Genomic DNA, 21074 nt, shown 5'->3' on the forward strand with positions numbered 1-21074 from the left:
AATGACCAGAACCAATGCCCGGGAAATCGCGGTGCACTTCTCCTTTGAGCTTGGATTTTCCAACGAGACCGCCGATGAGCTGCTGGAACACATGCTGACCCGTCCGGTCTTTGCTCAGATCGGGGAGGAAGAGCCGCTCTATGCGGAGTTTCCCGACGACAAGCAGCAGGCCTACATCCGCACGCTGGTGAAGGGCGTATACGACCACTGCCCCGAGCTGGACGAGTATATCTCCCGCTATGCCATCGGCTGGAAGTACGCCCGCATCCCCCGCGTGGCCGTCTCCATCATGCGCGTGGCCATGTATGAGATCCTCTATATGCAGGATATCCCCAACGCCGCGGCCATCAACGAGGCCGTACAGATGGCCAAGCACTATCTGGAGCCCGAGGTGGTCTCCTTTGTCAACGGCATCCTGGGCTCCTTTGTCCGCAACGAGTGCCCGCCCGAGCGGGGGGCCGCTCCCGCCAAGCAGGACGGCGCGGAAGGATGAGCACGCTGCGCTGCCTGGGGCTGGATACCAGCAACTATACCACCTCGGTGGCCGTCTTTGACGGGACAAGCGGCACCAATGCCGGACGGCTTTTGGAGGTGGCGGAGGGCTCTCTGGGCCTGCGGCAGAGCGACGCGCTCTTTCAGCACGTCAAGCGTCTGCCCGCCCTCTTTGCCACCCTGCGGGAGCAGGGGGAGCTGCACGACATCGCCGCCGTGGCGGCCAGCACCCGCCCCCGGGCGGTAGAGGGCTCCTACATGCCCTGCTTCCTGGCCGGAGAGGGGCAGGGGCGGGCCCTGGCAGATACGCTGGGGGTCCCGTTCTATGCCGTCTCCCACCAGCAGGGGCACCTGGCGGCCGCCGCATGGTCGGCCGGGCGGATGGAGCTGCTGGACAAGCCCTTCCTGGCATGGCACCTGTCGGGCGGCACCACGGAGCTGCTCCATGTGACCCCCGATGGGGTGAACGTCCACGCGGAAAAGCTGGGGGGCACCAGCGACATCTCGGCCGGACAGCTCATTGACCGGACCGGGGTCCTGCTGGGCATTCCCTTCCCGGCGGGGAAGGGGCTGGACGCCCTGGCCGCCGCCTCGGAGAGCAAGGAGCGGTTCCCCGTGCGCCTGAACGGCCTGACCTTCTCCCTCTCGGGGATGGAGAACAAGAGCCGCGCCATGGCGGAGCAGGGGAGAGAGGGGGCCGACATCGCCCGCTTTGTCCTGAACACCGTCTCCGACGTGGTGCGTCGGGCAACGCTGGAGGCCCAGAAGGCCTATCCCGGCCTGCCCGTGCTCTGCTCGGGCGGGGTGGCCTCCAACCGCATCCTGCGGGACGTGATGACCCGCGCCTGCCAGGCCGCCTTTGCTGAGCCACGCTATTCCACCGACAACGCCATGGGCGTGGCCATCCTGGCCCACCGGCTGCGGAACGGAGGGGATGCGCCGTGAGCGGGACGCCGGTCTATACCGTGACCCAGGTCAACCAGTATATCAAGAGCATGCTGGACGGCGACAAGCTTTTGTCCGGCGTTTTTATTCGGGGGGAGATCTCCAACTATAAGCTCTACCCCTCGGGACACCACTATTTTTCCATGAAGGACGCGGAGGGAGCCATCCGGTGCGTCCTCTTCCGGCGGGAGGCGGTCAACCTGCGCTTCCGCCCCCAGAACGGCATGAAGGTCATCGCCTACGGCCGCATCACGGTATTCCCTCGGGACGGGCAGTACCAGCTCTATTGTAGCCAGCTGACGGCCGACGGCATCGGCGACCTCCATCTGGCCTTTGAGCAGTGCAAGGAAAAGCTCTACCGGGAGGGACTCTTTGACCCTGCCCGGAAAAAGCCGCTGCCCAAATTTCCCGGGAAAATCGCCCTCATCACCTCGCCCGCCGGGGCGGCGGTGCGGGATATGCTGCGCATCCTGAACGCCCGCTGGCCCATGGCCGAGGTGGTGGTCATCCCGGTGCGGGTGCAGGGGAGCGAAGCCCCCGGCGAGCTCTGTGCCGCCCTGGCCTGGGCCAACCGCCACCGGGTGGCCGACCTCATCATCACCGGACGGGGCGGCGGGTCCATGGAGGACCTGTGGGCCTTCAACGACGAGGACGTGGCCCGGAGCATTTTCGCCTCGGAGATCCCGGTGATCTCTGCCGTGGGGCATGAGCCCGACGTGACCATCGCCGACTTTGTGGCCGATGTGCGGGCAGCCACGCCCTCCAACGGGGCGGAGCTGGCCGTCCCCGATCAAAACGACGTGTACGCCGCCCTCTTTCAGCTGGAGCGGCGCATGAACCGCGCCATGGAGCGCAAGCTGGAGCTCTCCCGCACCCGGCTGGAGCGCATGGCTGAACGCCGGGTCCTCCGGGATCCCATGGCGCAGATTATGGACCGCCGGACCTGGCTTAGCTATCAGGGAGAGCGGCTGGGCCACGGTCTCTCTGCCGCCCTGAGTGGGGAGCGGGAGCGCCTGGCCCGGCTGGCCGCCGCCCTGGACGCCATGAGCCCGCTGAAGGTGCTGGGCCGGGGCTATGCCATCCCCAAGACGGAGGACGGGCATATCCTGCGCTCCAGCCGGGCGGTAGAGCCCGGGCAGCGGCTGTCGCTGACGGTGGCGGACGGTTCCATCGACTGCCGGGTAGAGCAGACGACGCATACAAAAGGAGTATCGCAATGGCGGAAAAAAAGCTGACCTTTGAACAGGCTGCCGCCCGGCTGGAGGAGATCGTCCGCCAGCTGGAGCAGGGCGACGCGCCGCTGGAGGAATCCATGACCCTCTTTGAAGAGGGAACGGCGCTCATGAAAAAATGTACCACCATGCTGGACCGGGCGGAGCAGAAGGTCCGCAAGCTGACCGCCGGGCCGGATGGCGCTCCGGTGGAGGAGCCCATGGACAAGGAGGGGACGGTATGACCCACGCAGAGAGAATGCAGCAGGACCGGGAGCAGGTGGAGCGTTGGCTCCGGCAGTGCTTTGCGGGACGAGAGCCCCATGGAGATATTTATGACGCCATGGAGTACAGTCTCCTGGCGGGCGGGAAGCGGCTGCGCCCCATCCTGCTTCTGGAGACCTGCCGGATGTGCGGCGGCGACGCGGAAGCGGTGCTGCCCTTTGCCTGTGCAGTAGAAATGCTTCACACCTATTCTCTCATTCACGACGACCTGCCCTGCATGGACAATGACGATCTGCGCCGGGGCCGGCCCACCAACCACAAGGTCTACGGTGAGGCCACGGCGGTGCTGGCCGGAGACGGGCTCCTCACCGCCTGCTTTGAGACCATGCTGGAGGCCCAGGTGGACCTGCCTGCCGAGCGCATCGTGGCCGCCGCGGGCTGTCTGGCCCGCGCCGCAGGCGCCCGGGGCATGGTGGGCGGACAGGTGCTGGACATGGCCGGCGAGGGACATGCTCTGGCCCTGGCGGAAGTGGAGGAACTGCAGCAGCTCAAGACGGGCGCGCTCATCTCCGCGGCCGCCGAGATGGGCTGCATCCTGGCCGGGGGCAGCGAGGACCAGCGCGCCGCGGTCCGCCGCTACGCCCAGAAGCTGGGCCTTGCCTTCCAGATCCAGGACGACATTCTGGACGTGGAGGGGGACGAGACCCTGATGGGCAAGCCCCTCGGTTCCGATCAGGAGAATGAAAAGACCACCTTTGTCACCCTCAAGGGAGTCGAGACCTGCCGGGAGCTGGTGGCAAAGCTGACACAGGAGGCGATGGAGGCGCTCTCTGCCTTCCCCGATCCGTCTTTCCTGTGCTGGCTGGCGGAGTCCCTGGTGGGACGCAAGAACTGAGAAACGGGGCGCTGTCCATGAACGTAAAGAATGTGACCGATGTTCTGACCGGAAATCTGATCCTGAATCTCTCCATCCTGGCCTGGGCGATGGCGCAGGTGCTGAAGGTCCTGACGGTGCTCATTACCAAGCACCGCTGGGACTGGCGCCACATCCTCTCCAGTGGAGGGATGCCCAGCTCCCATTCGGCCTTTGTCTGTTCCTGCGCGGCCTCGGTGGGCATGGTGGAGGGCTTCAGCACCGTCACCTTTGCCATTGCCGCGGTGGTGGCCATCGTCGTGATGTATGACGCGTCCAACGTCCGGCGGGCCGCGGGAGAGCAGGCCAAGATCCTCAACTACATGATGGATCACTGGAAGGAAATGCGGCCGGAGTTTTTCGGTAAAGAACTCAAGGAGCTGCTGGGACATACGCCGTTCCAGGTACTGATGGGCGGATTGCTGGGCATTGCCATCGGTCTGGGCGGCGTCTGGCTGTGGGGTTGACCGAATTACTCCACAAAAGAAAATTTTTGTTGAGTAATAGAGCGCGGTGGATCTCACACCGAGCATATGGAGGCGGTAGTATCATTACATTCGAGGATAACATTCCCGATCTACATCATATCAGCGATGCCGAGGCCGAGGCGCTGTGCGCCCGTCTTCGGGGGGATCTGCTGCAAATCGTCTCACAGACCGGAGGACACCTGGGCTCCAACCTGGGTGCAGTGGAGATCACAGTGGCCATCCACCGGGTCTTTGACACCAGCCGGGACCGCATCCTGTTCGATGTGGGACACCAGTGCTACATCCATAAGATGCTGACCGGCCGCAGGGAGGCCATGAAGACCCTGCGTACCTTTGGCGGTCTGGCCGGTTTTCCCAAGCCGTCGGAGAGCGTCCACGACGCATTCATCGCGGGACATGCCTCCGACTCCGTGTCGGTGGCGGTTGGCATGGCCCACGCCCGGACGCGGATGGGGGAGAAGTACCATGTCCTGGCCCTCATCGGCGACGGCGCGCTTACGGGAGGACTGGCCTATGAGGGCCTCTCCAATGCCGGGGACAGCAAGGAGCCCCTCATCGTAATCCTCAACGACAACGGCATGTCCATCACGAAAAACGTGGGCGGCGTGGCCGAGCACCTGGCCCGCCAGCGGCTCAAGCCTCAGTATCTGCGCTTTAAAAAGGGCTACCGGAAGCTGATGGGGAAGCTGCCCGGCGGAGGGCATATCTACCGGTTCACCCACAAGCTCAAGACGGCCATCAAGGGCACCCTCCTCCCGTGCAGTATGTTCGAGGAGATGGGCTTCACCTATCTGGGACCGGTGGACGGCCACGATGTGCGCAGGCTCACCCGTCTGCTCCAGTACGCCAAGGATATCGACGGTCCAGTCCTGCTCCACATCAGGACTGTAAAGGGAAAAGGCTATGCACCTGCTGAGCGAAATCCGGACCGGTTCCACGGCGTGAGCCGGTTCTGTCTGGAGACCGGTGAGCCGGTCCAGCCCTCCAAACGTGACTTCTCCAAGGCCTTTGGGGAGGCCATGTGCGCCCTGGCGGAAGAGGATGAGCGGGTATGCGCCATCTCGGCCGCCATGGTCCCCGGGACCGGGCTCCACGACTTCTTTGAACGCTTTCCGGAGCGCTCCTTTGACGTGGGGATCGCGGAGGGACATGCGGTCTCCATGGCGGCCGGCATGGCCAAGCAGGGGATGCTTCCGGTCTTTGCCGTCTACTCCTCCTTCCTGCAGCGGGCCTATGACATGCTGGTCCACGATGTGGGCATCCAGGGACTCCATGTGGTCTTTGGGGTGGACCGGGCCGGCCTGGTGGGCGCCGACGGCGAGACCCACCACGGCACTCTGGACCCCGCCTTTCTGGACACCATCCCCGGGATGACGGTACTGTGCCCGGCCAGCTTTGCGGAGGTCTCTTCCATGCTCCGCTACGCCCTCTTCCAGTGTACCGGCCCGGTGGCTCTGCGCTATCCCCGGGGCGGCGAAGGGGAGTACCGGGGCGACGCCGGACCGGAGACCGCGATCCTGCGCACCGGCGGGGACCTCACGCTGGTGGGGTACGGCACCCTCATCAACGAGGTGCTCCAGAGCGCCGCGCAGCTGTCGGAATTGGGCATAGAAGCAGAAGTTGTAAAGGTGGGACGCATTACACTGTTCGACCCCGCTCCCATCCTGGATTCCGTCCGGAAAACCGGCTACCTTCTGGTGGCGGAGGAGAGCAATGCCTCCAACTGCATCGGCCAGCGTCTGGCGGCCGATCTGCTGCTGCAAAACATACCTGTAAAGGGAATTGCTTTACAGAATCTTGGCAACCGATTCATTCCCCACGGCACCGTGGAACAGCTGCGCGAGCTGTGCGGACTGCGGGCGGAACAACTGACAAAACGTGCGGAGGAGGTTCTGCGGCATGGCAAAAAAGAGACTTGATGTGCTGCTGACGGAACAGGGATATTTTGAGAGCCGGCAGAAGGCGCAGGCCACCATCATGAGCGGCCTGGTCTTTGTCAACGGCCAGCGGGTGGACAAGGCGGGGGCCTCCATTGCGGAGGACGCCCAGATCGAAGTGCGGGGGAAGGCCATCCCCTATGTGAGCCGGGGCGGGCTGAAGCTGGAGAAGGCCATGAAGGTCTTTCCCGTCCGCCTGGACGGCAAGATCTGTGCCGACATCGGCGCGTCCACCGGCGGCTTTTCCGACTGTATGCTGCAAAACGGCGCGGCCAAGGTCTATGCGGTGGACACCGGGTATGGAAAGCTGGACTGGAAGATCCGCAGCGACCCCAGGGTGGTGGCGCTGGAGCGGACCAACGCCCGGTATCTGACTCATGAGCAGGTGCCCGACGAGCTGGACTTTGCCTCGGTGGATGTGTCCTTCATCTCCCTGCGCCTGATCCTGCCCGCCCTGCGGGGGGTCCTGAAGGAGGACGGCTCCGTGGTCTGCCTGGTCAAGCCCCAGTTTGAGGCCGGCCGGGACAAGGTGGGCAAGAAGGGGGTCGTCCGGGACCCCAAGGTCCACCTGGAGGTCCTGGAGCACTTTCTGGAGCACGCCAGAGAGGCGGATTTCACCGTGCGGGACATGACCTACTCTCCCATCAAGGGACCGGAGGGGAACATCGAATATCTGGGCTATCTGACGGTGGGCGCGGGCGAGGACTGGAGCGGAGATCTGAAGGCTCTGGTGGCCGAATCTCATGAGACATTGGAGGAGCATACGCCGTGAAGATTGTACTCAGCCCCAATCCATTCCGGGATAAGGGATTGAAAGCGGCCCAGTCTGCCGCCCGCATTCTCAACAACGCCGGGGTGGATACCCGGATCTGCCTGCCCTTCTCCACCGAGGGGACCGACATCAAATTTCCCCGGCAGGTGGAGTGCTGCGACATGCAGAAGGAGCTGCCCGACGCCGATATCCTCATCTGCTTCGGCGGGGACGGGACCATCCTCCACGCCGCCAAGGACGCCAACGCCTTCGGCATCCCCATCCTGGGGGTCAACATGGGAAGCGTGGGCTTTATGGCCGAGGTGGAGCAGAGCGAACTCTCCCTCCTCTCCAAGCTGGCGGTGGGAAAATACACCGTGGAGTCCCGTATGATGCTCACGGTGGAGATCCGCCGGGACGGAAAGACCGTCTTCTCCGACCTGGCCCTCAACGACGCGGTCATCACCAAGGGCGCGGTGGCCCGGGTGGTGGAGATGGAGGTGCGCAGCGACAAGGTGCCCATCACCGCCTTCTCGGGGGACGGCGTCATCATCAGCACCCCCACCGGTTCCACCGCCTACTCCATGTCCGCGGGGGGGCCCATCGTGGAACCCACGGCGGAAAACATCATCGTCACGCCCATCTGCCCCCACGTGGTCAACGCCCGCTCCTTCGTGCTGGACCACCGCCGGGCCGTGACCGTCCGGATGCGCTGCATGAGCCGGAAGACCGCCTATCTCTCGGTGGACGGCGGAAAGGCCTTCAAGCTCAACGGGGGCGACATCATGCACATCCGGCAGGCTGACACCAAGACCAACCTGGTCCGGCTGACCGGCCGGAGCTTTTACGAAATCATCACGCAGAAACTGGGGAGGATGTAATATGAAGGGAAAGCGTCAACAGGAGATCCTTCGTATCATTGAAGAGCACGACGTAGAGACCCAGGACCAGCTTCTGGCCGAGCTGAGGGCGCGGGGGGTGCAGTCCACCCAGGCCACCATCTCCCGGGACATCAAGGAGCTCCATCTCATCAAGGAGCTGACCGGCTTTGGTACTTACCGCTATGCCGTGTCCGAGCGCAAGGTGTCCCTGAACCTGGCCGGACGCCTGCGCACCATCTTCAAGGAGGGCGTGACCTCCTTTGATGTGGCGCAGAACATCGTGGTGCTCAAGACCATGCCGGGTCTCGCCTCGGCGGCGGCGGCGGCCATCGACGGAATGGAGATCGCCGATCTGGTGGGCAGCCTGGCGGGCGACGACACCGCCATCCTCATCATGCGCACCAACGAGTCGGCCATCGAATTCTGCGACGAGATCCACAAGATGCTGAAATAAATCCGCCGCCATCCCTTTGGAGGTATGCCATGCTCTCTCTGCTTCACATCGAGAATATTGCGGTCATTGAGTCGGTGGATATCCAGTTCGATTCCGGCTTCAATGTCCTCACCGGCGAGACCGGCGCGGGCAAATCCATTGTGATCGACGCCATCAGCGCCATCATCGGCGCCCGGACCAGCCGGGATCTCATCCGCACCGGGGCCAAGAGCGCCCGGGTGGAGGCCCAGTTCACCCAGGTCCAGCCCATGCCCTGGCTGGAGGAGAACGGCCTCTCCCTGGATGGGAGCGGGAGCCTTGTCATCCAGCGGGAGATCCAGAGCGACGGAAAGAATATCTGCCGGGTAAACGGGCGGCTCCTCAATGTGAGCCAGCTGCGGGAGCTGGGGCAGCAGCTGGTCAACATCCACGGCCAGCACGACGGACAGCAGCTGCTGGATGAGAGCTGCCACCTGTCCTACCTGGACAGCTTCGGAGAGACCGAATCCCTTCTGACCCCCTATCAGGAGACCTTTCGGGAGCTGACCGCCATCCGCCGGGAGATCGCCTCCCTCCAGATGGACGACGCGGTCAAGTCCCGGCGGATGGACAGCCTCCACTTCCAGATCGGCGAGCTGGAGCGGGCCGACCTGAAGGAGGGCGAGGAGGAGAGCCTCACCGAGCGTCGCACCCTGCTGCGCAACGCCGAGCGGCTCATCTCCGCCGTGGAGGGGGCCCATTTCGCCCTCTCCGGGGACGACGAGCGGGAGGGAGCGGCCTCCCTCATCGCCGCTGCCGAGGGCTCCCTCTCCAGCGTGTCCGGGATGAGCGAGGAGATCGCCGGGGTGACCGAGCGCCTGGTGGAGCTGCGCTCCGCTGCCGAGGACGCGGCCGAGCTGGTCCGGGACCTACGGGAGTCCTTTTCCTTTGAGCCGGGGGAGCTGGACGAGATCGAGAGCCGTCTGGACGTGCTCTACCGGCTCAAAAAGAAGTACGGCAACAGCGTGAGCGAGATGCTCGCCTATCTGGAGAAATGCCGGGCTGAGCTCTCCGAGATCGAGTACTCCAGCGACACCATCGCCAAGCTGGAGCAGCGGAAGGCGGCCGTCCTGGCCAAGGCCAAACGCCAGGCCGAGGCCCTCTCGGCCCGGCGGCGGGAGGCGGCCGAGGCCCTGCGGGAGCGCATCCAGTCCGAGCTGCGCCAGCTGGACATGCCCAAGGTCCGCTTTCAGGTGGACTTTTCCCCCAGGGGCGGGGAGTTTGGCATGGACGAGACCGGCATGGATGAGGTGCAGTTCCTCATGTCGGCCAACGTGGGGGAGGACCTCAAGCCCATCCAGCGCATCGCCTCGGGCGGCGAGCTCTCCCGCATCATGCTGGCCCTCAAGAACGTGCTGGCGGAAAATGAGGCGGTGGCCACGCTGATCTTTGACGAGGTGGACACCGGTGTATCCGGCCGGGCGGCCCAGAAGGTGGCCGAGAAGATGGCCGACGTGGCGGGGCACAAGCAGGTGCTCTGCGTGACCCATCTGCCCCAGATCGCCGCCATGGCGGACACCCACTTCTCCGTGGTGAAGGGGGAGCGGAAGGGGCGGACCTACACCGAGGTGGAGCTCCTGACCCGCACCCGGCGGACCGAGGAGCTGGCCCGGCTCACCGGCGGGGCCCACATCACCCCGGCCATCCTGGCCGGAGCGGAGGAGCTGCTCTCGGCTGCCGAGGGGTACAAGGCGGCCAGACGGGGGTGCTGACTGTCCGCCGCACGCGGAAATCTCTATTTGACAAACCGGGAGGACTGCGCTATAATACATCTCAATCACTGTGATGATGGGGAGAAGTAACGGCCCCACCGCTGCAAAGAGAGCCTCTGGATCGGTGAAAAGAGGAGAGCGGACGCCGTGAATACACCCCGGAGCAGCCCCCTGAACGCTCAGGTCAAATAGGGAGGGTCGGGTGCGCCCGTTATCGCGCTGGGAGTGTGATGGCACTCGACGAGGTCTCCCGCCGTGAGGGGGAGACGAACCAGAGGTGGTACCGCGTGATCCACGCCCTCTGTCCGAATGGGGACAGAGGGCGTTTTTTTGCGAAAAGGGGGGAGAATATGGAGCGGGATACCTGCATCCGCTGCGGCGGTACGATGGCGCCCATGGGATCACATTTTCTGAAGAAAGGTGCTCCCGGCTGGCATCTGCGGGGCAACCTGGAGCATTTCGACGGGGAGAATCTCCTGCCGGTCGAGGTCTGGTGCTGCCAGAACTGCCGCCGGCTGGATTTTTACCTGGATGAGAGCGCTTCCGGCAGCTCCGGCTCCGGTATCGCCCAGACCCGCTGTCCTGTCTGCGGAACGCTCCATGATCTGGATGACCCCAAATGTCCCCACTGCGGAACGCGGCTCTATTAAACTGTAACAAAACGGATTCCCATCAGAATCCGATCAAAGGAGAATGGAAGATGACTTGCTACGAAGAACTGAAGGCCCGCGGCCTGATCGCCCAGGTGACCAACGAGGAGGAGATCTCCAAGATGATCAACGAGGGCAAGGCGGTATTCTACATCGGCTTTGACCCCACCGCCGACTCCCTCCACGTGGGCCATTTCATGGCCCTGTGCCTGATGAAGCGGCTCCAGATGGCGGGCAACCGGCCCATCGCCCTCATCGGCGGCGGCACCGGCATGGTGGGCGACCCCTCCGGCCGCACCGACATGCGCCAGATGATGACCCCCGAGACCATCCAGCACAACTGCGACTGCTTCAAGAAGCAGATGGAGCGCTTCATCGAGTTCGGCGAGGGCAAGGCCCAGATGGTCAACAACGCCGACTGGCTCATGAAGCTCAACTATGTGGAGCTCCTGCGGGAAGTGGGCGCCTGCTTCTCGGTGAACAACATGCTGCGGGCCGAGTGCTACAAGCAGCGCATGGAGAAGGGTCTGTCCTTCCTGGAGTTCAACTACATGATCATGCAGTCCTACGACTTCTACCACCTCTTCCAGCACTACGGCTGCAACATGCAGTTCGGCGGCGACGACCAGTGGTCCAACATGCTGGGCGGCACCGAGCTCATCCGCCGCAAGCTGGGCAAGGACGCCCACGCCATGACCATCACTCTGCTGCTCAACTCCGAGGGCAAGAAGATGGGCAAGACCCAGTCCGGCGCCGTGTGGCTGGACCCCAACAAGACTTCTCCCTACGAGTTCTACCAGTACTGGCGCAACGTGGGCGACGCGGACGTGCTCAAGTGCCTGCGGATGCTCACCTTCCTGCCCATCGAGCAGATCGACGAGATGGACCATTGGGAGGGCGCCCAGCTCAACACCGCCAAGGAGATCCTGGCCTTTGAGCTGACCCAGCTGGTCCACGGCACCGAGGAGGCCCAGAAGGCCCAGGACGCCGCCAAGGCTCTCTTCGTGGGCGGCGGCGACATGAGCAACGTGCCCACCACCACGCTGGAGACCGGCGACCTGACCGAGGGCTCCATCGGCGTGCTGGATCTGCTCCTCAAGTGCGGCCTGGTCCCCTCCAAGAAGGAGGGCCGCCGTCTGGTGGAGCAGGGCGGTGTGTCGGTCAACGGCGAGAAGGTCTCTGATGTGAACGCCGCCTTTGACGCCGCCTCCTTCGGCGACGAGGGTCTCATGATCAAGAAGGGCAAGAAAGTGTTCCACCGTGCCCTGCTGGGCTGATTTGCCGGACCAGTACCGATGAGAAGGGTGGAATGCCTGTGAAGGAAAAGAAGAAATGGTTCTCGCTGGACGAGCGCATGTGGTCCAATCTGCTGGTAGTCCTGGCCGGAATCGCGTTTTACCTGATCTTTTCCCATTTTGATATGGTGCGCGGGGTGGTCTCCATGATCACCGGCGTGCTGATGCCGTTTATCGTGGGGTTCGCCTTTGCCTACCTCCTCAACGGCCCGACCAACTATTTTGAGCAGAAGGTCTTCTATCGATTCAAATGCCGGCGGGGCCTTGCGGTGCTGTTGGTGTATCTCCTGGTCATCGCGCTGCTGGCCGTTCTGGTCAAGCTCATCCTGCCCCAGATCGTGCAGAGCATCGTGGCGCTGTACAGCATCATCCAGAGCTTTTTCCTGAATATCAACACCTGGATGCAGGAGGCGGCGATCCAGCTGAATATCGACCAGAATGCCCTCAACGAGTTCCTTTTGGACCTGAATTCCTCCTATAAGGACATCATGACGAACCTGTCCAACATGCTCTCCAAGGCGGTGCCCTATGTGCTGAGCATGGGCGTGGCCGTGGGCAGCGGGGTGGTGTCCGGCGTGATCTCGGCCATCACCACCGTGATCTCCTCGGTCTACATGCTGCTGGACAAGGACCGCCTGTCCCTTCAGTCCAAAAAGCTGGTCTATGCGATTCTGCCCACCAGAAAGGCCAACCGGCTCATCACCGTGTGTGCCCAGGCCAACGGCATCTTCTCCGGTTTCATCAACGGCAAGATCCTGGACAGCGCCATCATCGGCGTGCTGTGCTTTTTCCTGACCTCGCTCCTGCGGATCGAATTCCCGGTGCTCATCAGCGTGGTCATCGGGGTGACCAATGTGATCCCCTTCTTCGGCCCCATCGTGGGCGCGGTCCCCTGCGTGCTCATCCTGCTGCTGGTGGACCCCTGGCAGGCCCTGCGCTTCGGCATCCTGGCCCTGGCCCTGCAGCAGTTCGACGGGAACATCCTCGGCCCCAAGATCCTGGGCGACAGCACCGGGATCTCGGCCTTCTGGGTGCTCATCTCCATTGTGGTGGGCGGAGGCCTGTTCGGCTTCCCTGGGATGCTGCTGGGCGTGCCCACCTTTGCGGTGATCTATGCGCTGGTAGGCGAGTGGACCCGGGCGCGTCTCACCCAGAAGGGCATCCGCCCCGTCAAGGGCGGCGAGCCGGAGGTGATCCCGCCGGAAGGGCCGGACGATCCCACCAATCAACCATAAAAGCGAAAAAAGGACTCTGCTTCTTACAAAGCAGAGTCCTTTTCTACCCAAAAGAAAGGAGTCCATCATGAATCTTCGACCTTATCGCCCTTCTGACGTATCGGCGCTGGCGGAGCTCTTTTACCAGACCGTCCACAGCGTGAACCGGCGGGACTATACCGCGGAGCAGTGCCGGGTCTGGGCCACGGGGCACCCGGACCTTTCGGCCTGGGACGCGTCCTTTCAGGCCCACCGGACCTGGATCGCGGAGGAGGACGGGCACATCGTGGGCTTTGCCGATCTGGACGTGGAGGCCGGATATCTGGACCGGCTCTACGTCCACAAGGACGCCCAGCGAAGGGGCGTGGGCACCGCCCTGTGCGATGCCGCCGAGGCCTGTGCCCGGGCGGCCGGGGTGCGCCGATTGGAGACCCACGCCTCCATCACCGCCCGTCCATTCTTTGCCGCCCGGGGCTACGCCCTGCTGCGGGAGCAGGAGGTGGAGCGGGGCGGAATTTTGCTGAAAAACTACGTCATGATCCTGGAGCTCTGAGCCGGGGAGGGTGTGAGGGCCGGGAGGACCCCTGAGCGCTCCATGGCCTCCCGCAGCTCCCTCCGGTGTGCCTCCGAGATGGGGCAGAGGGGGAGGCGGAGGGGCCCCACCGGGTACCCCGCCATCTCCAGGGCGGCCTTGATGGGAATGGGGTTGACCTCCAGAAAGAGGGCGTTGATCAGCTCCAGATAGCGGAGCTGAAGCTGCGCGGCCTCCGCAAAGCGCCCCTCCAGACACAGATGGCTGATGCGTCCCATCTCCCGGGGGATCAGGTTGGAGGCCACCGAGATGACCCCCTTTGCCCCCAGTGCCATGAGGGAGACCACCTGATCGTCATTCCCCGACCAGAGGAAGAGGTCCTCCCCGCACAGGTGCCGGGTCTGGGCCGCCAGGGAGAAGTTCCCGCTGGCCTCCTTGACCCCGTTGATCCCCGGGTTCTGGGAGAGGACCCGGTAGGTCTCGGCGGTAAAGGAGAGCCCCGTGCGGCTGGGCACGTTGTAGAGCAGGATGGGAAGAGACACGCGCTGGGTCAGAAACTCATAGTGCCGGATGAGCCCGGCCTGGGTGGTCTTATTATAGTAAGGAGTGACATGAAGCAGAGCATCGGCCCCCGCATCCTGGGCTTGCTGGGAGAGGTAGAGGGCGGCGGCGGTGTCATTGCTTCCCGCCCCCGCGATCACCTTCACCCGGTGGTTCACCTGCGCGACACAGAAGGCCACGGCGTCGTGGTGATCCCGGATGCTCATGGTGGCGCTTTCACCGGTGGTGCCGCAGACACAGATGGCGTCCACGCCGCATGCGATCTGCTCCTCGATCAACCTTCCGAAGACGTCATACGCGATGGCGCCGTCCGGTTCGAATGGTGTGACGATAGCGGTGCACACACCGGTAAAAACAGGCTCTTTCTTCAATCCATTACCTCCTTGTGATGTATCCCTCCGCACACAGCAGCTCGGCCAGCAGCACCGCGCCGCCGGCCGCGCCGCGCAGCGTGTTGTGGGACAGGCAGACGAACTTGTAGTCATACTGGGTATCCGGACGCAGACGGCCGGCGCAAACGGCCATGCCGCGCTCGGTCATGCGGTCCAGCTTGGTCTGGGGACGGCTGGGGTCCTCGAAATAGTGCAGGAACTGCTGGGGCGCGGAGGGAAGGCCCAGCTCCTGGGGACGGCCCCGGAAGGACGCCCACGCCTCCTTGATCTCCTCCTCCGTGGGCTTGCGGTCAAAGCTGGCAAAGACCGCGGCCATGTGGCCGTCGGAAGCGGCTACCCGGAAGCACTGGGCGGTGATGGCAGGGGAGTCGGCATTGACGATCACACCGTCCTCCACGTGACCCCAGAGCTTGAGGGGCTCCCGCTCACTCTTCTCCTCCTCGCCGCCGATGTAGGGGATCACGTTGTCCACCATCTCGGGCCAGGTCTCAAAGGTCTTGCCCGCGCCGGAGATGGCCTGATAGGTACACACCAGGGCCTTGGAGAGGCCGAAGCGCTCCCGCAGGGGATGGAGGGCAGGTACATAGCTCTGGAGCGAGCAGTTGGACTTGACCGCGATGAAGCCGCGCTCGGTCCCCAGACGGCGGCGCTGGGCGGGGATCACGCTCAGGTGCTCCGGGTTGATCTCGGGGACCACCATGGGCACGTCGGGCGTCCAGCGGTGGGCGGAGTTGTTGGAGACCACCGGGCACTCATGCTTGGCATAGGCCTCCTCCAGCGCCTGGATCTCCTCCTTCTTCATATCGACCGCGGAGAACACAAAATCCACCTGGGATGCGATGCGCTCAATATCGGTCTCGGCGTTGAGCACCACCATGTTTTTGGCCGCCTCCGGCATGGGGGCCTCCATGGCCCAGCGATTGCCGATGGCCTCCTCGTAGGTCTTGCCGGCCGAGCGGGCACTGGCCGCAATGGCGGTGAGCTGGAACCAGGGATGCTCCGCCATCAGAGTGACAAACCTCTGTCCTACCATACCCGTGCCGCCGATCACGCCTACTCTGTACTTTTCCATTCTGATGACCTCCCGTTGTTCTGATAGATTCTATGCTGGTACAGAAGAAATCAGGTCTGTCCATTGAAAAAAATCCAAGGGAAAAAAAGAAATCAGCGGGTTTACACACCGGCTGATTTTGTACTATAATGGCATAAGGTATGTGGATCGGCCTGATCTGTACTTACTGTATGGACAGGTATCCGCCGGAAACGAACGCCTGACGTTGCTCTTAGAGTAGCACAGGAATTCTTTCGTGTCAATACTTTGCTGTGTTAAATGATAAAACAGGAGAAAACCATGAAGGGAAAATGGATCAAATGGACCGCCCTGTGTCTGGCCGTCGCCCTGTCCGCCTCCGGCCTGCCCGCCCGGGCAGCCCCGGCGGAGGAGACCATTCTGCGCATCGGGCTCTACTATGGAAGCAACGCCATGCCGTCGGCCAATCTGGAAAACAGCGTTGGCTCCGGCTACCGTCTGGGGTATTTTGACGACGCCAATCAGTTTGTGGAGCTGGGACGGACCAGCAAAACGAAACTGTCCATGCTGAAAACAAAGACCCTCTACCTCTCTGGGGGGACCTATCAGACCACGCCCAGCAGCGGGGCCCAGACCATCGGGGGATATTCCCTCCAGTGGCCGGGGACTTATTCTGATTTTACCTCCGCCCAGACGGCGGCCGCTTCCGTGTCGGGGGGCTTTCCCGCCTGGGTAGAGGGGACCTATCAGGTCCGCTCCGGGGCCTATGCCACCCAGGCGGAGGCCGAGGCCGCCGCCCTGGGGACCACTGCCCAGGTGGTCCAGACCAGCTCCTCCGGGATCAATGTGGTGGAGACCGGCACGGCCCAGATCCTCTTTCAATTCGACGGGGGCAGCAGCTATGTGTTCGGCGTCATGCCCGACATCACCGGGGTGAGCCAGCCGGTCACCTGGTTCAAGGGCTATAAGTATTACGGCGGCTTCCGCTATGAGAGGGTGGGGGGCGACAACATCACCGTGGTCAACCTCATCGGCATGGAGGACTATATCAACTGCGTCATCTCCCAGGAGATGAGCGACTCCTGGCCGCTGGAGGCCCTCAAGGCCCAGGCCTGCGCGGCGCGGACCTATGCCATGCGCAAGCCCAACAGCAGCAAGCACGCCGCCGACCACTTCGACCTGTGCAACGGGACCCACTGTCAGGCCTATCCGGGCATGAAGCTGACGGGAAGCAACACCCTCCGGGCCACCCAGGAGACGGCCGGCATGGTCATCCGGTATAACGGCGCGCTCATCGACGCCGTGTACTCCTCCAGCGACGGCGGAGCCACCGAAAATTCCGAAAACGTCTGGAACGACGCGCTGCCCTACCTGCGGGGCAAGGCGGACCCCTACGAGGCCACCATTTCCAGCCAGATCCCCAACTATAACTGGAGCGTGACCTATACCGCCGACGAGCTGACCCAGAAGCTGCGCAGCAGCGGGCGCTCCTGTGACCAGATCGTGGACTTCCGGGTCTCCGAGACCACCCCCACCGGAAATGTGAAAGCCATCACCTTCACCGACGCCTCGGGCAAGAGCTGGACCTTCCAGAAGGAGCAGGCCCGGACCTTCCTGGGCCTGCGCTCCCAGCGCTATACCGTGACGGGCGGCGGGGGGAGCAGCTCCTCCAGCTCCGGCGGGCTGTATGTCAACAACGCCCAGACTCCGCTGGAGGGGAGCTCCTTCTACGCCATCGGCGGGGACGGCTCCACCGGACAGGTGGATCTCTCCGCCTCGCCCTATGTGATCACCAGCAATGGGACCGCCCTGCTGGGCGGGGGGACCGCCGCCGGTTCCGACCGCTTTGTGATCCAGGGCTCCGGCTACGGCCACAATGTGGGCATGAGCCAGTATGGCGCCAACGCCATGGCCAAGCAGGGCTATACTTACCAAGAGATCTTACAATTCTACTACACAGGAGTCGACATATCCCGATGAAAACATCTGATTTTTACTTTGACCTTCCGGAAGAGCTGATCGCCCAGACCCCGCTGGAAAAGCGGGACACCTCCCGGCTGCTGGTTCTGGACCGGGAGAGCGGCCAGACCGCCCACATGCACTTCTTCGATCTCCCCAAGCTCCTGCGGCCGGGGGACTGCCTGGTGCTCAATGACTCCCGGGTACTGCCCGCCCGGCTGCTGGGCCACCGCATCCCCTCCGGCGGCGCGGCGGAGGTCCTCCTCCTGGTGGACCGGGGCGAGAAGGTGTGGGAGTGCCTGGTCCGGCCCGGACGCAAGGTGCGCACCGGGACCCGGCTCTCCTTCGGCGACGGCCTGCTCACGGCCGAGGTGGTGGAGGTGCTGGACAACGGCAACCGCCTGATCCGCTTTGAATACGAGGGGATCTTCCTGGAGCTGCTGGAGCAGCTGGGGAAGATGCCTCTGCCGCCCTATATCAAGGAGGAGCTGAACGACCCCGAGCGGTATCAGACCGTCTATTCCAAGGAGGTGGGTTCGGCCGCAGCTCCCACTGCCGGACTCCACTTCACCAAGGAGCTGCTCCACGAGATCGAGGCGATGGGCGTGCGTATCTGCTATGTCACCCTCCACGTGGGCCTGGGCACCTTCCGGCCGGTCAAGGAGGACGACATCCTGGACCATGAGATGCACTCGGAGTACTGCATGATCTCCGCCGAGACCGCTGAGACCATCAACCGCACCAAGCGGGAGGGGGGACGCGTCATCTGCGTGGGCACCACCTCCTGCCGTACCATCGAGAGCTGGGCCGCCCCGGACGGCACCATGCAGGAGAGCGCCGGCTGGACCAATATCTTCATCTACCCGGGCTACCGCTTCAAAGTGCTGGACTGCCTGATCACGAATTTCCACCTGCCCGAATCCACGCTGGTGATGCTGGTCTCGGCCCTGGCCGGGCGGGAGCACATCCTGAACGCCTACCGGGAGGCAGTGGAGCAGCGCTATCGCTTCTTCTCCTTCGGGGACGCCATGTTCATTACAGACCAGATGCCCGCCCTGGAGGAAACCCAGCACAAATCCGACGTGTAATCCGTTCTATCCACTGCGCTGCAATATATGAAAAGTTATTCTACTTTACAGTTAACTTTTTGAGGCTTCAAAAAGCCCTTCTTAAAATAAACTGTATAGCGATATTACTTTACAGGCATTGCGGCACAATCTATATAAGCTAATGTGATATAAAAATACCCCTGAGAGAGAGAAAGAGGAGATGCCCCCATGAAGGTTCTTGTGATTGATGGCCAGGGCGGCGGGATCGGCCGTCAGCTGGTCGCCGCCATTCGGGAGACCTGCCCCGACGCGGAGATCACCGCCGTCGGCACCAACAGCCTGGCCACCAGCGCCATGATGAAAGCGGGGGCCCATCTGGCCGCCACCGGAGAGAACGCCGTCCTGGTTGGGTGCCGGAAAGCGGACGCCATCATCGGGCCCCTGGGCATCGTCATCGCCGACGCTCTGCTGGGGGAGATCACTCCGGCCATGGCCGCCGCCGTGGGGCAGAGCCGGGCCAAGCGCATTCTGATCCCGGTGAACCACTGCGACAACCTGGTGGCCGGGGTGGGGAAGCAGTCCATGGGCAGCCTGGTCCAGGACGCGGTGGACCTGCTCCGGTCTTTACAGGGAGAAGCGTGCGGGCTCTGATTGCAGGGGATTTTATCCTGTGGTATAATAGCGAATAGCGATATTATGAATTGGAAGAACGAGTGCGGCCAGGCGCGGCGTTCTCCATCAAAGGAGTTTTTCTGTGTTTGAAGTAATTAAGACGGAGGGGCGGGCCCGCCGGGGCGTCTTCCAGTGCGCCCACGGCACGGTGCAGACCCCTGTTTTCATGAATGTGGGAACCCAGGGCGCCATCAAGGGCGCGGTATCCGCCCACGACCTGAAGGAGATCGGGTGCCAGGTGGAGCTCTCCAACACCTACCACCTGCACCTGCGCCCGGGGGACAAGGTGGTCCGGGACATGGGAGGCCTCCACGCCTTCATGGACTGGGACGGCCCCATCCTCACCGATTCCGGCGGATTCCAGGTGTTCTCCCTCTCCGGGCTGCGCAAGATCAAAGAGGAGGGCGTCACCTTCGCCTCCCACATCGACGGACGGCGCATCTTCATGGGTCCGGAGGAGTCCATGCAGATCCAGTCCAATCTGGGATCGGACATCGCCATGGCCTTTGACGAGTGCGTGGAGAATCCCGCCACCTATGAGTACGCCAAGGCCTCCTGCGAGCGGACCCTCCGCTGGCTGGAGCGGTGCAAGAAGGAGCACGACCGGCTCAACGCCCAGCCCGACGCGGTGAACCCCCAGCAGATGCTCTTCGGCATCAACCAGGGCGCCACCTTCCCCGACCTGCGGGTCTGGCACATGAAGGAGACCGCCAAGATCCCCTGTGACGGCTATGCCATCGGCGGCCTTGCGGTGGGTGAGCCCACGCAGGTCATGTACGACATCATCGACGCGGTGGAGCCCCACATGCCCCAGGACAAGCCCCGCTATCTCATGGGCGTGGGCACTCCCTCCAACATCATCGAGGCGGTGGCCCGGGGCGTGGATTTCTTCGACTGCGTGATGCCCGCCCGCAACGCCCGCCACGGCAAGCTCTACACCTGGGAGGGCTCCATCAACATCAAGAACGAGAAGTACAAGCTGGACCGGAGCCCCATCGATCCGGAGTGCCGCTGCCCCGCCTGTCAGCACTTCTCCCGGGCCTACCTGCGCCATCTCTTCGCCGCAGGGGAGATGCTGGCCATGCGCCTGGCCGTGCTGCACAACCTGTACTTCTACAACAGCCTCATGGCGCGTATCCGCGCCGAACTGGACGCCGGGACCTTTGCCCAGTTCCGGGCCGAGTACAGCGAAAAGCTGGACCGCCGCCTGTAACGTGCGGCCCATTCTGGGAAAAATCGCAAAAACACTTGTCAAACGGACAAGCCTGCCGTATAATATCTTTCACGTGCAAAGCGTGATGGAACTTTGATTTTGGAGGAGATTATTTTGAACGGAATCGGAACTGCACTTCTGACGGGCAGTGATACTGCAAGCATGGTCAGCATGATCCTGCCCTTTGTCCTGCTGATCGCCATTTTCTACTTTATGCTGATCCGTCCCGAGAACAAGAAGAAGAAGGCCATGGAGAAGATGCGCTCCGAGCTGGCCGTGGGCGACGTCATCACCACCATCGGCGGCATCGTGGGCACCATCTGCGCCGTCAAGGAGGAGACCATCGTCATCGAGACCGGCGCCGACCGCGTGCGCATCGAGTTCACCAAGTGGGCTGTCTCCACCAAGGGCCAGCAGGCGGACGCTGCCGCGAAATAATGGATCAAAAGATTCCTGTCTCTCCGGAGGCGGGAATCTTTT

At 63.1% G+C, this 21074-nt stretch carries 22 protein-coding genes and 1 other annotated feature; of the genes, 20 read left to right on the forward strand and 2 right to left on the reverse strand.

What is annotated here, in order from left to right; translation table 11 throughout:
- Position 1 precedes the first annotated feature (1 nt).
- The 15 genes from nusB (at position 2) to INF37_RS04305 (ending at position 13739) form a co-directional block, all read left to right on the forward strand.
- On the forward strand, positions 2 to 493 hold the full coding sequence (gene nusB, locus INF37_RS04235) for a transcription antitermination factor NusB (protein ID WP_193536629.1): 492 nt from the start codon (positions 2 to 4) through the stop codon (positions 491 to 493).
- The gene (locus INF37_RS04240) at positions 490 to 1437 is read left to right on the forward strand and encodes a Kae1-like domain-containing protein (protein ID WP_235964205.1); all 948 of its coding nucleotides are present in this window, start codon (positions 490 to 492) and stop codon (positions 1435 to 1437) included. The genes nusB and INF37_RS04240 overlap by 4 nt, the downstream gene beginning before the upstream one ends.
- Complete coding sequence (gene xseA, locus INF37_RS04245) at positions 1434 to 2672, forward strand: exodeoxyribonuclease VII large subunit (RefSeq protein WP_193536631.1); 1239 nt, start codon at positions 1434 to 1436, stop codon at positions 2670 to 2672. Before INF37_RS04240 ends, xseA begins: the two co-directional genes overlap by 4 nt.
- The gene (gene xseB, locus INF37_RS04250) at positions 2654 to 2893 is read left to right on the forward strand and encodes an exodeoxyribonuclease VII small subunit (RefSeq protein ID WP_101693046.1); all 240 of its coding nucleotides are present in this window, start codon (positions 2654 to 2656) and stop codon (positions 2891 to 2893) included. Before xseA ends, xseB begins: the two co-directional genes overlap by 19 nt.
- A complete protein-coding gene (locus tag INF37_RS04255) occupies positions 2890 to 3768 on the forward strand; it encodes a polyprenyl synthetase family protein (protein WP_193536633.1) in 879 nt (292 codons plus the stop codon). Before xseB ends, INF37_RS04255 begins: the two co-directional genes overlap by 4 nt.
- A 17-nt stretch (positions 3769 to 3785) precedes the next feature.
- Positions 3786 to 4253, forward strand: a complete 468-nt coding sequence (locus tag INF37_RS04260) for a divergent PAP2 family protein (protein ID WP_101693048.1) — start codon at positions 3786 to 3788, stop codon at positions 4251 to 4253.
- 29 nt (positions 4254 to 4282) lie between these two features.
- Positions 4283 to 6193, forward strand: coding sequence for a 1-deoxy-D-xylulose-5-phosphate synthase (dxs, locus tag INF37_RS04265; protein WP_207730438.1), 1911 nt, complete (start codon positions 4283 to 4285; stop codon positions 6191 to 6193).
- The gene (locus tag INF37_RS04270) at positions 6174 to 6983 is read left to right on the forward strand and encodes a TlyA family RNA methyltransferase (RefSeq protein ID WP_101693049.1); all 810 of its coding nucleotides are present in this window, start codon (positions 6174 to 6176) and stop codon (positions 6981 to 6983) included. The genes dxs and INF37_RS04270 overlap by 20 nt, the downstream gene beginning before the upstream one ends.
- Positions 6980 to 7843, forward strand: a complete 864-nt coding sequence (locus INF37_RS04275) for an NAD(+)/NADH kinase (protein ID WP_186964282.1) — start codon at positions 6980 to 6982, stop codon at positions 7841 to 7843. The genes INF37_RS04270 and INF37_RS04275 overlap by 4 nt, the downstream gene beginning before the upstream one ends.
- A gap of 1 nt (position 7844) precedes the next feature.
- Positions 7845 to 8297: an arginine repressor gene (locus INF37_RS04280; protein WP_193536635.1), complete on the forward strand. Its 453-nt coding sequence runs from the start codon at positions 7845 to 7847 to the stop codon at positions 8295 to 8297.
- Between the two features lie 29 nt (positions 8298 to 8326).
- A complete protein-coding gene (gene recN, locus INF37_RS04285; protein WP_193536637.1) occupies positions 8327 to 10027 on the forward strand; it encodes a DNA repair protein RecN in 1701 nt (566 codons plus the stop codon).
- A gap of 64 nt (positions 10028 to 10091) precedes the next feature.
- Positions 10092 to 10332 (forward strand) — a binding site (T-box leader).
- Between the two features lie 45 nt (positions 10333 to 10377).
- Entirely contained in the window at positions 10378 to 10677 is a 300-nt protein-coding gene (locus INF37_RS04290; protein WP_193536639.1) for a zinc ribbon domain-containing protein, read from the forward strand.
- Positions 10678 to 10727: 50 nt separating this feature from the next.
- Positions 10728 to 11954, forward strand: a complete 1227-nt coding sequence (gene tyrS / locus INF37_RS04295) for a tyrosine--tRNA ligase (protein ID WP_101693054.1) — start codon at positions 10728 to 10730, stop codon at positions 11952 to 11954.
- A gap of 32 nt (positions 11955 to 11986) precedes the next feature.
- A complete protein-coding gene (locus INF37_RS04300; RefSeq protein ID WP_207730439.1) occupies positions 11987 to 13207 on the forward strand; it encodes an AI-2E family transporter in 1221 nt (406 codons plus the stop codon).
- Positions 13208 to 13274: 67 nt separating this feature from the next.
- Positions 13275 to 13739, forward strand: a complete 465-nt coding sequence (locus tag INF37_RS04305) for a GNAT family N-acetyltransferase (protein ID WP_193536640.1) — start codon at positions 13275 to 13277, stop codon at positions 13737 to 13739.
- On the opposite strand, the gene dapA is transcribed toward INF37_RS04305, so the two are convergent.
- Together dapA and asd are read right to left on the reverse strand one after the other, a co-directional pair.
- Positions 13715 to 14650: a 4-hydroxy-tetrahydrodipicolinate synthase gene (gene dapA / locus INF37_RS04310; RefSeq protein WP_235964206.1), complete on the reverse strand. Its 936-nt coding sequence runs from the start codon at positions 14648 to 14650 to the stop codon at positions 13715 to 13717. The two genes, INF37_RS04305 and dapA, sit on opposite strands and share 25 nt — an antisense overlap.
- 4 nt (positions 14651 to 14654) lie before the next feature.
- Complete coding sequence (gene asd, locus INF37_RS04315) at positions 14655 to 15743, reverse strand: aspartate-semialdehyde dehydrogenase (protein WP_193536644.1); 1089 nt, start codon at positions 15741 to 15743, stop codon at positions 14655 to 14657.
- A gap of 279 nt (positions 15744 to 16022) precedes the next feature.
- On the opposite strand from asd, the gene INF37_RS04320 reads away from it, so the two are divergent.
- The 5 genes from INF37_RS04320 to yajC all read left to right on the forward strand — a co-directional run bounded on the left by INF37_RS04320 (position 16023) and on the right by yajC (position 21032).
- Positions 16023 to 17681 (forward strand): SpoIID/LytB domain-containing protein, encoded by a 1659-nt coding sequence (locus tag INF37_RS04320; RefSeq protein ID WP_193536646.1) that lies wholly within the window; start codon positions 16023 to 16025, stop codon positions 17679 to 17681.
- A complete protein-coding gene (gene queA, locus INF37_RS04325; protein ID WP_193536648.1) occupies positions 17678 to 18748 on the forward strand; it encodes a tRNA preQ1(34) S-adenosylmethionine ribosyltransferase-isomerase QueA in 1071 nt (356 codons plus the stop codon). Before INF37_RS04320 ends, queA begins: the two co-directional genes overlap by 4 nt.
- 189 nt (positions 18749 to 18937) lie before the next feature.
- Positions 18938 to 19360: a DUF3842 family protein gene (locus INF37_RS04330; RefSeq protein WP_101693060.1), complete on the forward strand. Its 423-nt coding sequence runs from the start codon at positions 18938 to 18940 to the stop codon at positions 19358 to 19360.
- 103 nt (positions 19361 to 19463) lie between these two features.
- On the forward strand, positions 19464 to 20594 hold the full coding sequence (gene tgt, locus INF37_RS04335) for a tRNA guanosine(34) transglycosylase Tgt (RefSeq protein WP_193536650.1): 1131 nt from the start codon (positions 19464 to 19466) through the stop codon (positions 20592 to 20594).
- 114 nt (positions 20595 to 20708) lie between these two features.
- Positions 20709 to 21032 carry a preprotein translocase subunit YajC gene (yajC, locus tag INF37_RS04340; RefSeq protein ID WP_328821024.1) on the forward strand — a complete coding sequence of 108 codons (324 nt, stop codon included), beginning with the start codon at positions 20709 to 20711 and terminating at the stop codon, positions 21030 to 21032.
- Positions 21033 to 21074: the final 42 nt, after the last annotated feature.

The organism is Pseudoflavonifractor gallinarum (assembly GCF_014982855.1).
GTDB classification, from domain to species: domain Bacteria; phylum Bacillota; class Clostridia; order Oscillospirales; family Oscillospiraceae; genus Pseudoflavonifractor_A; species Pseudoflavonifractor_A gallinarum.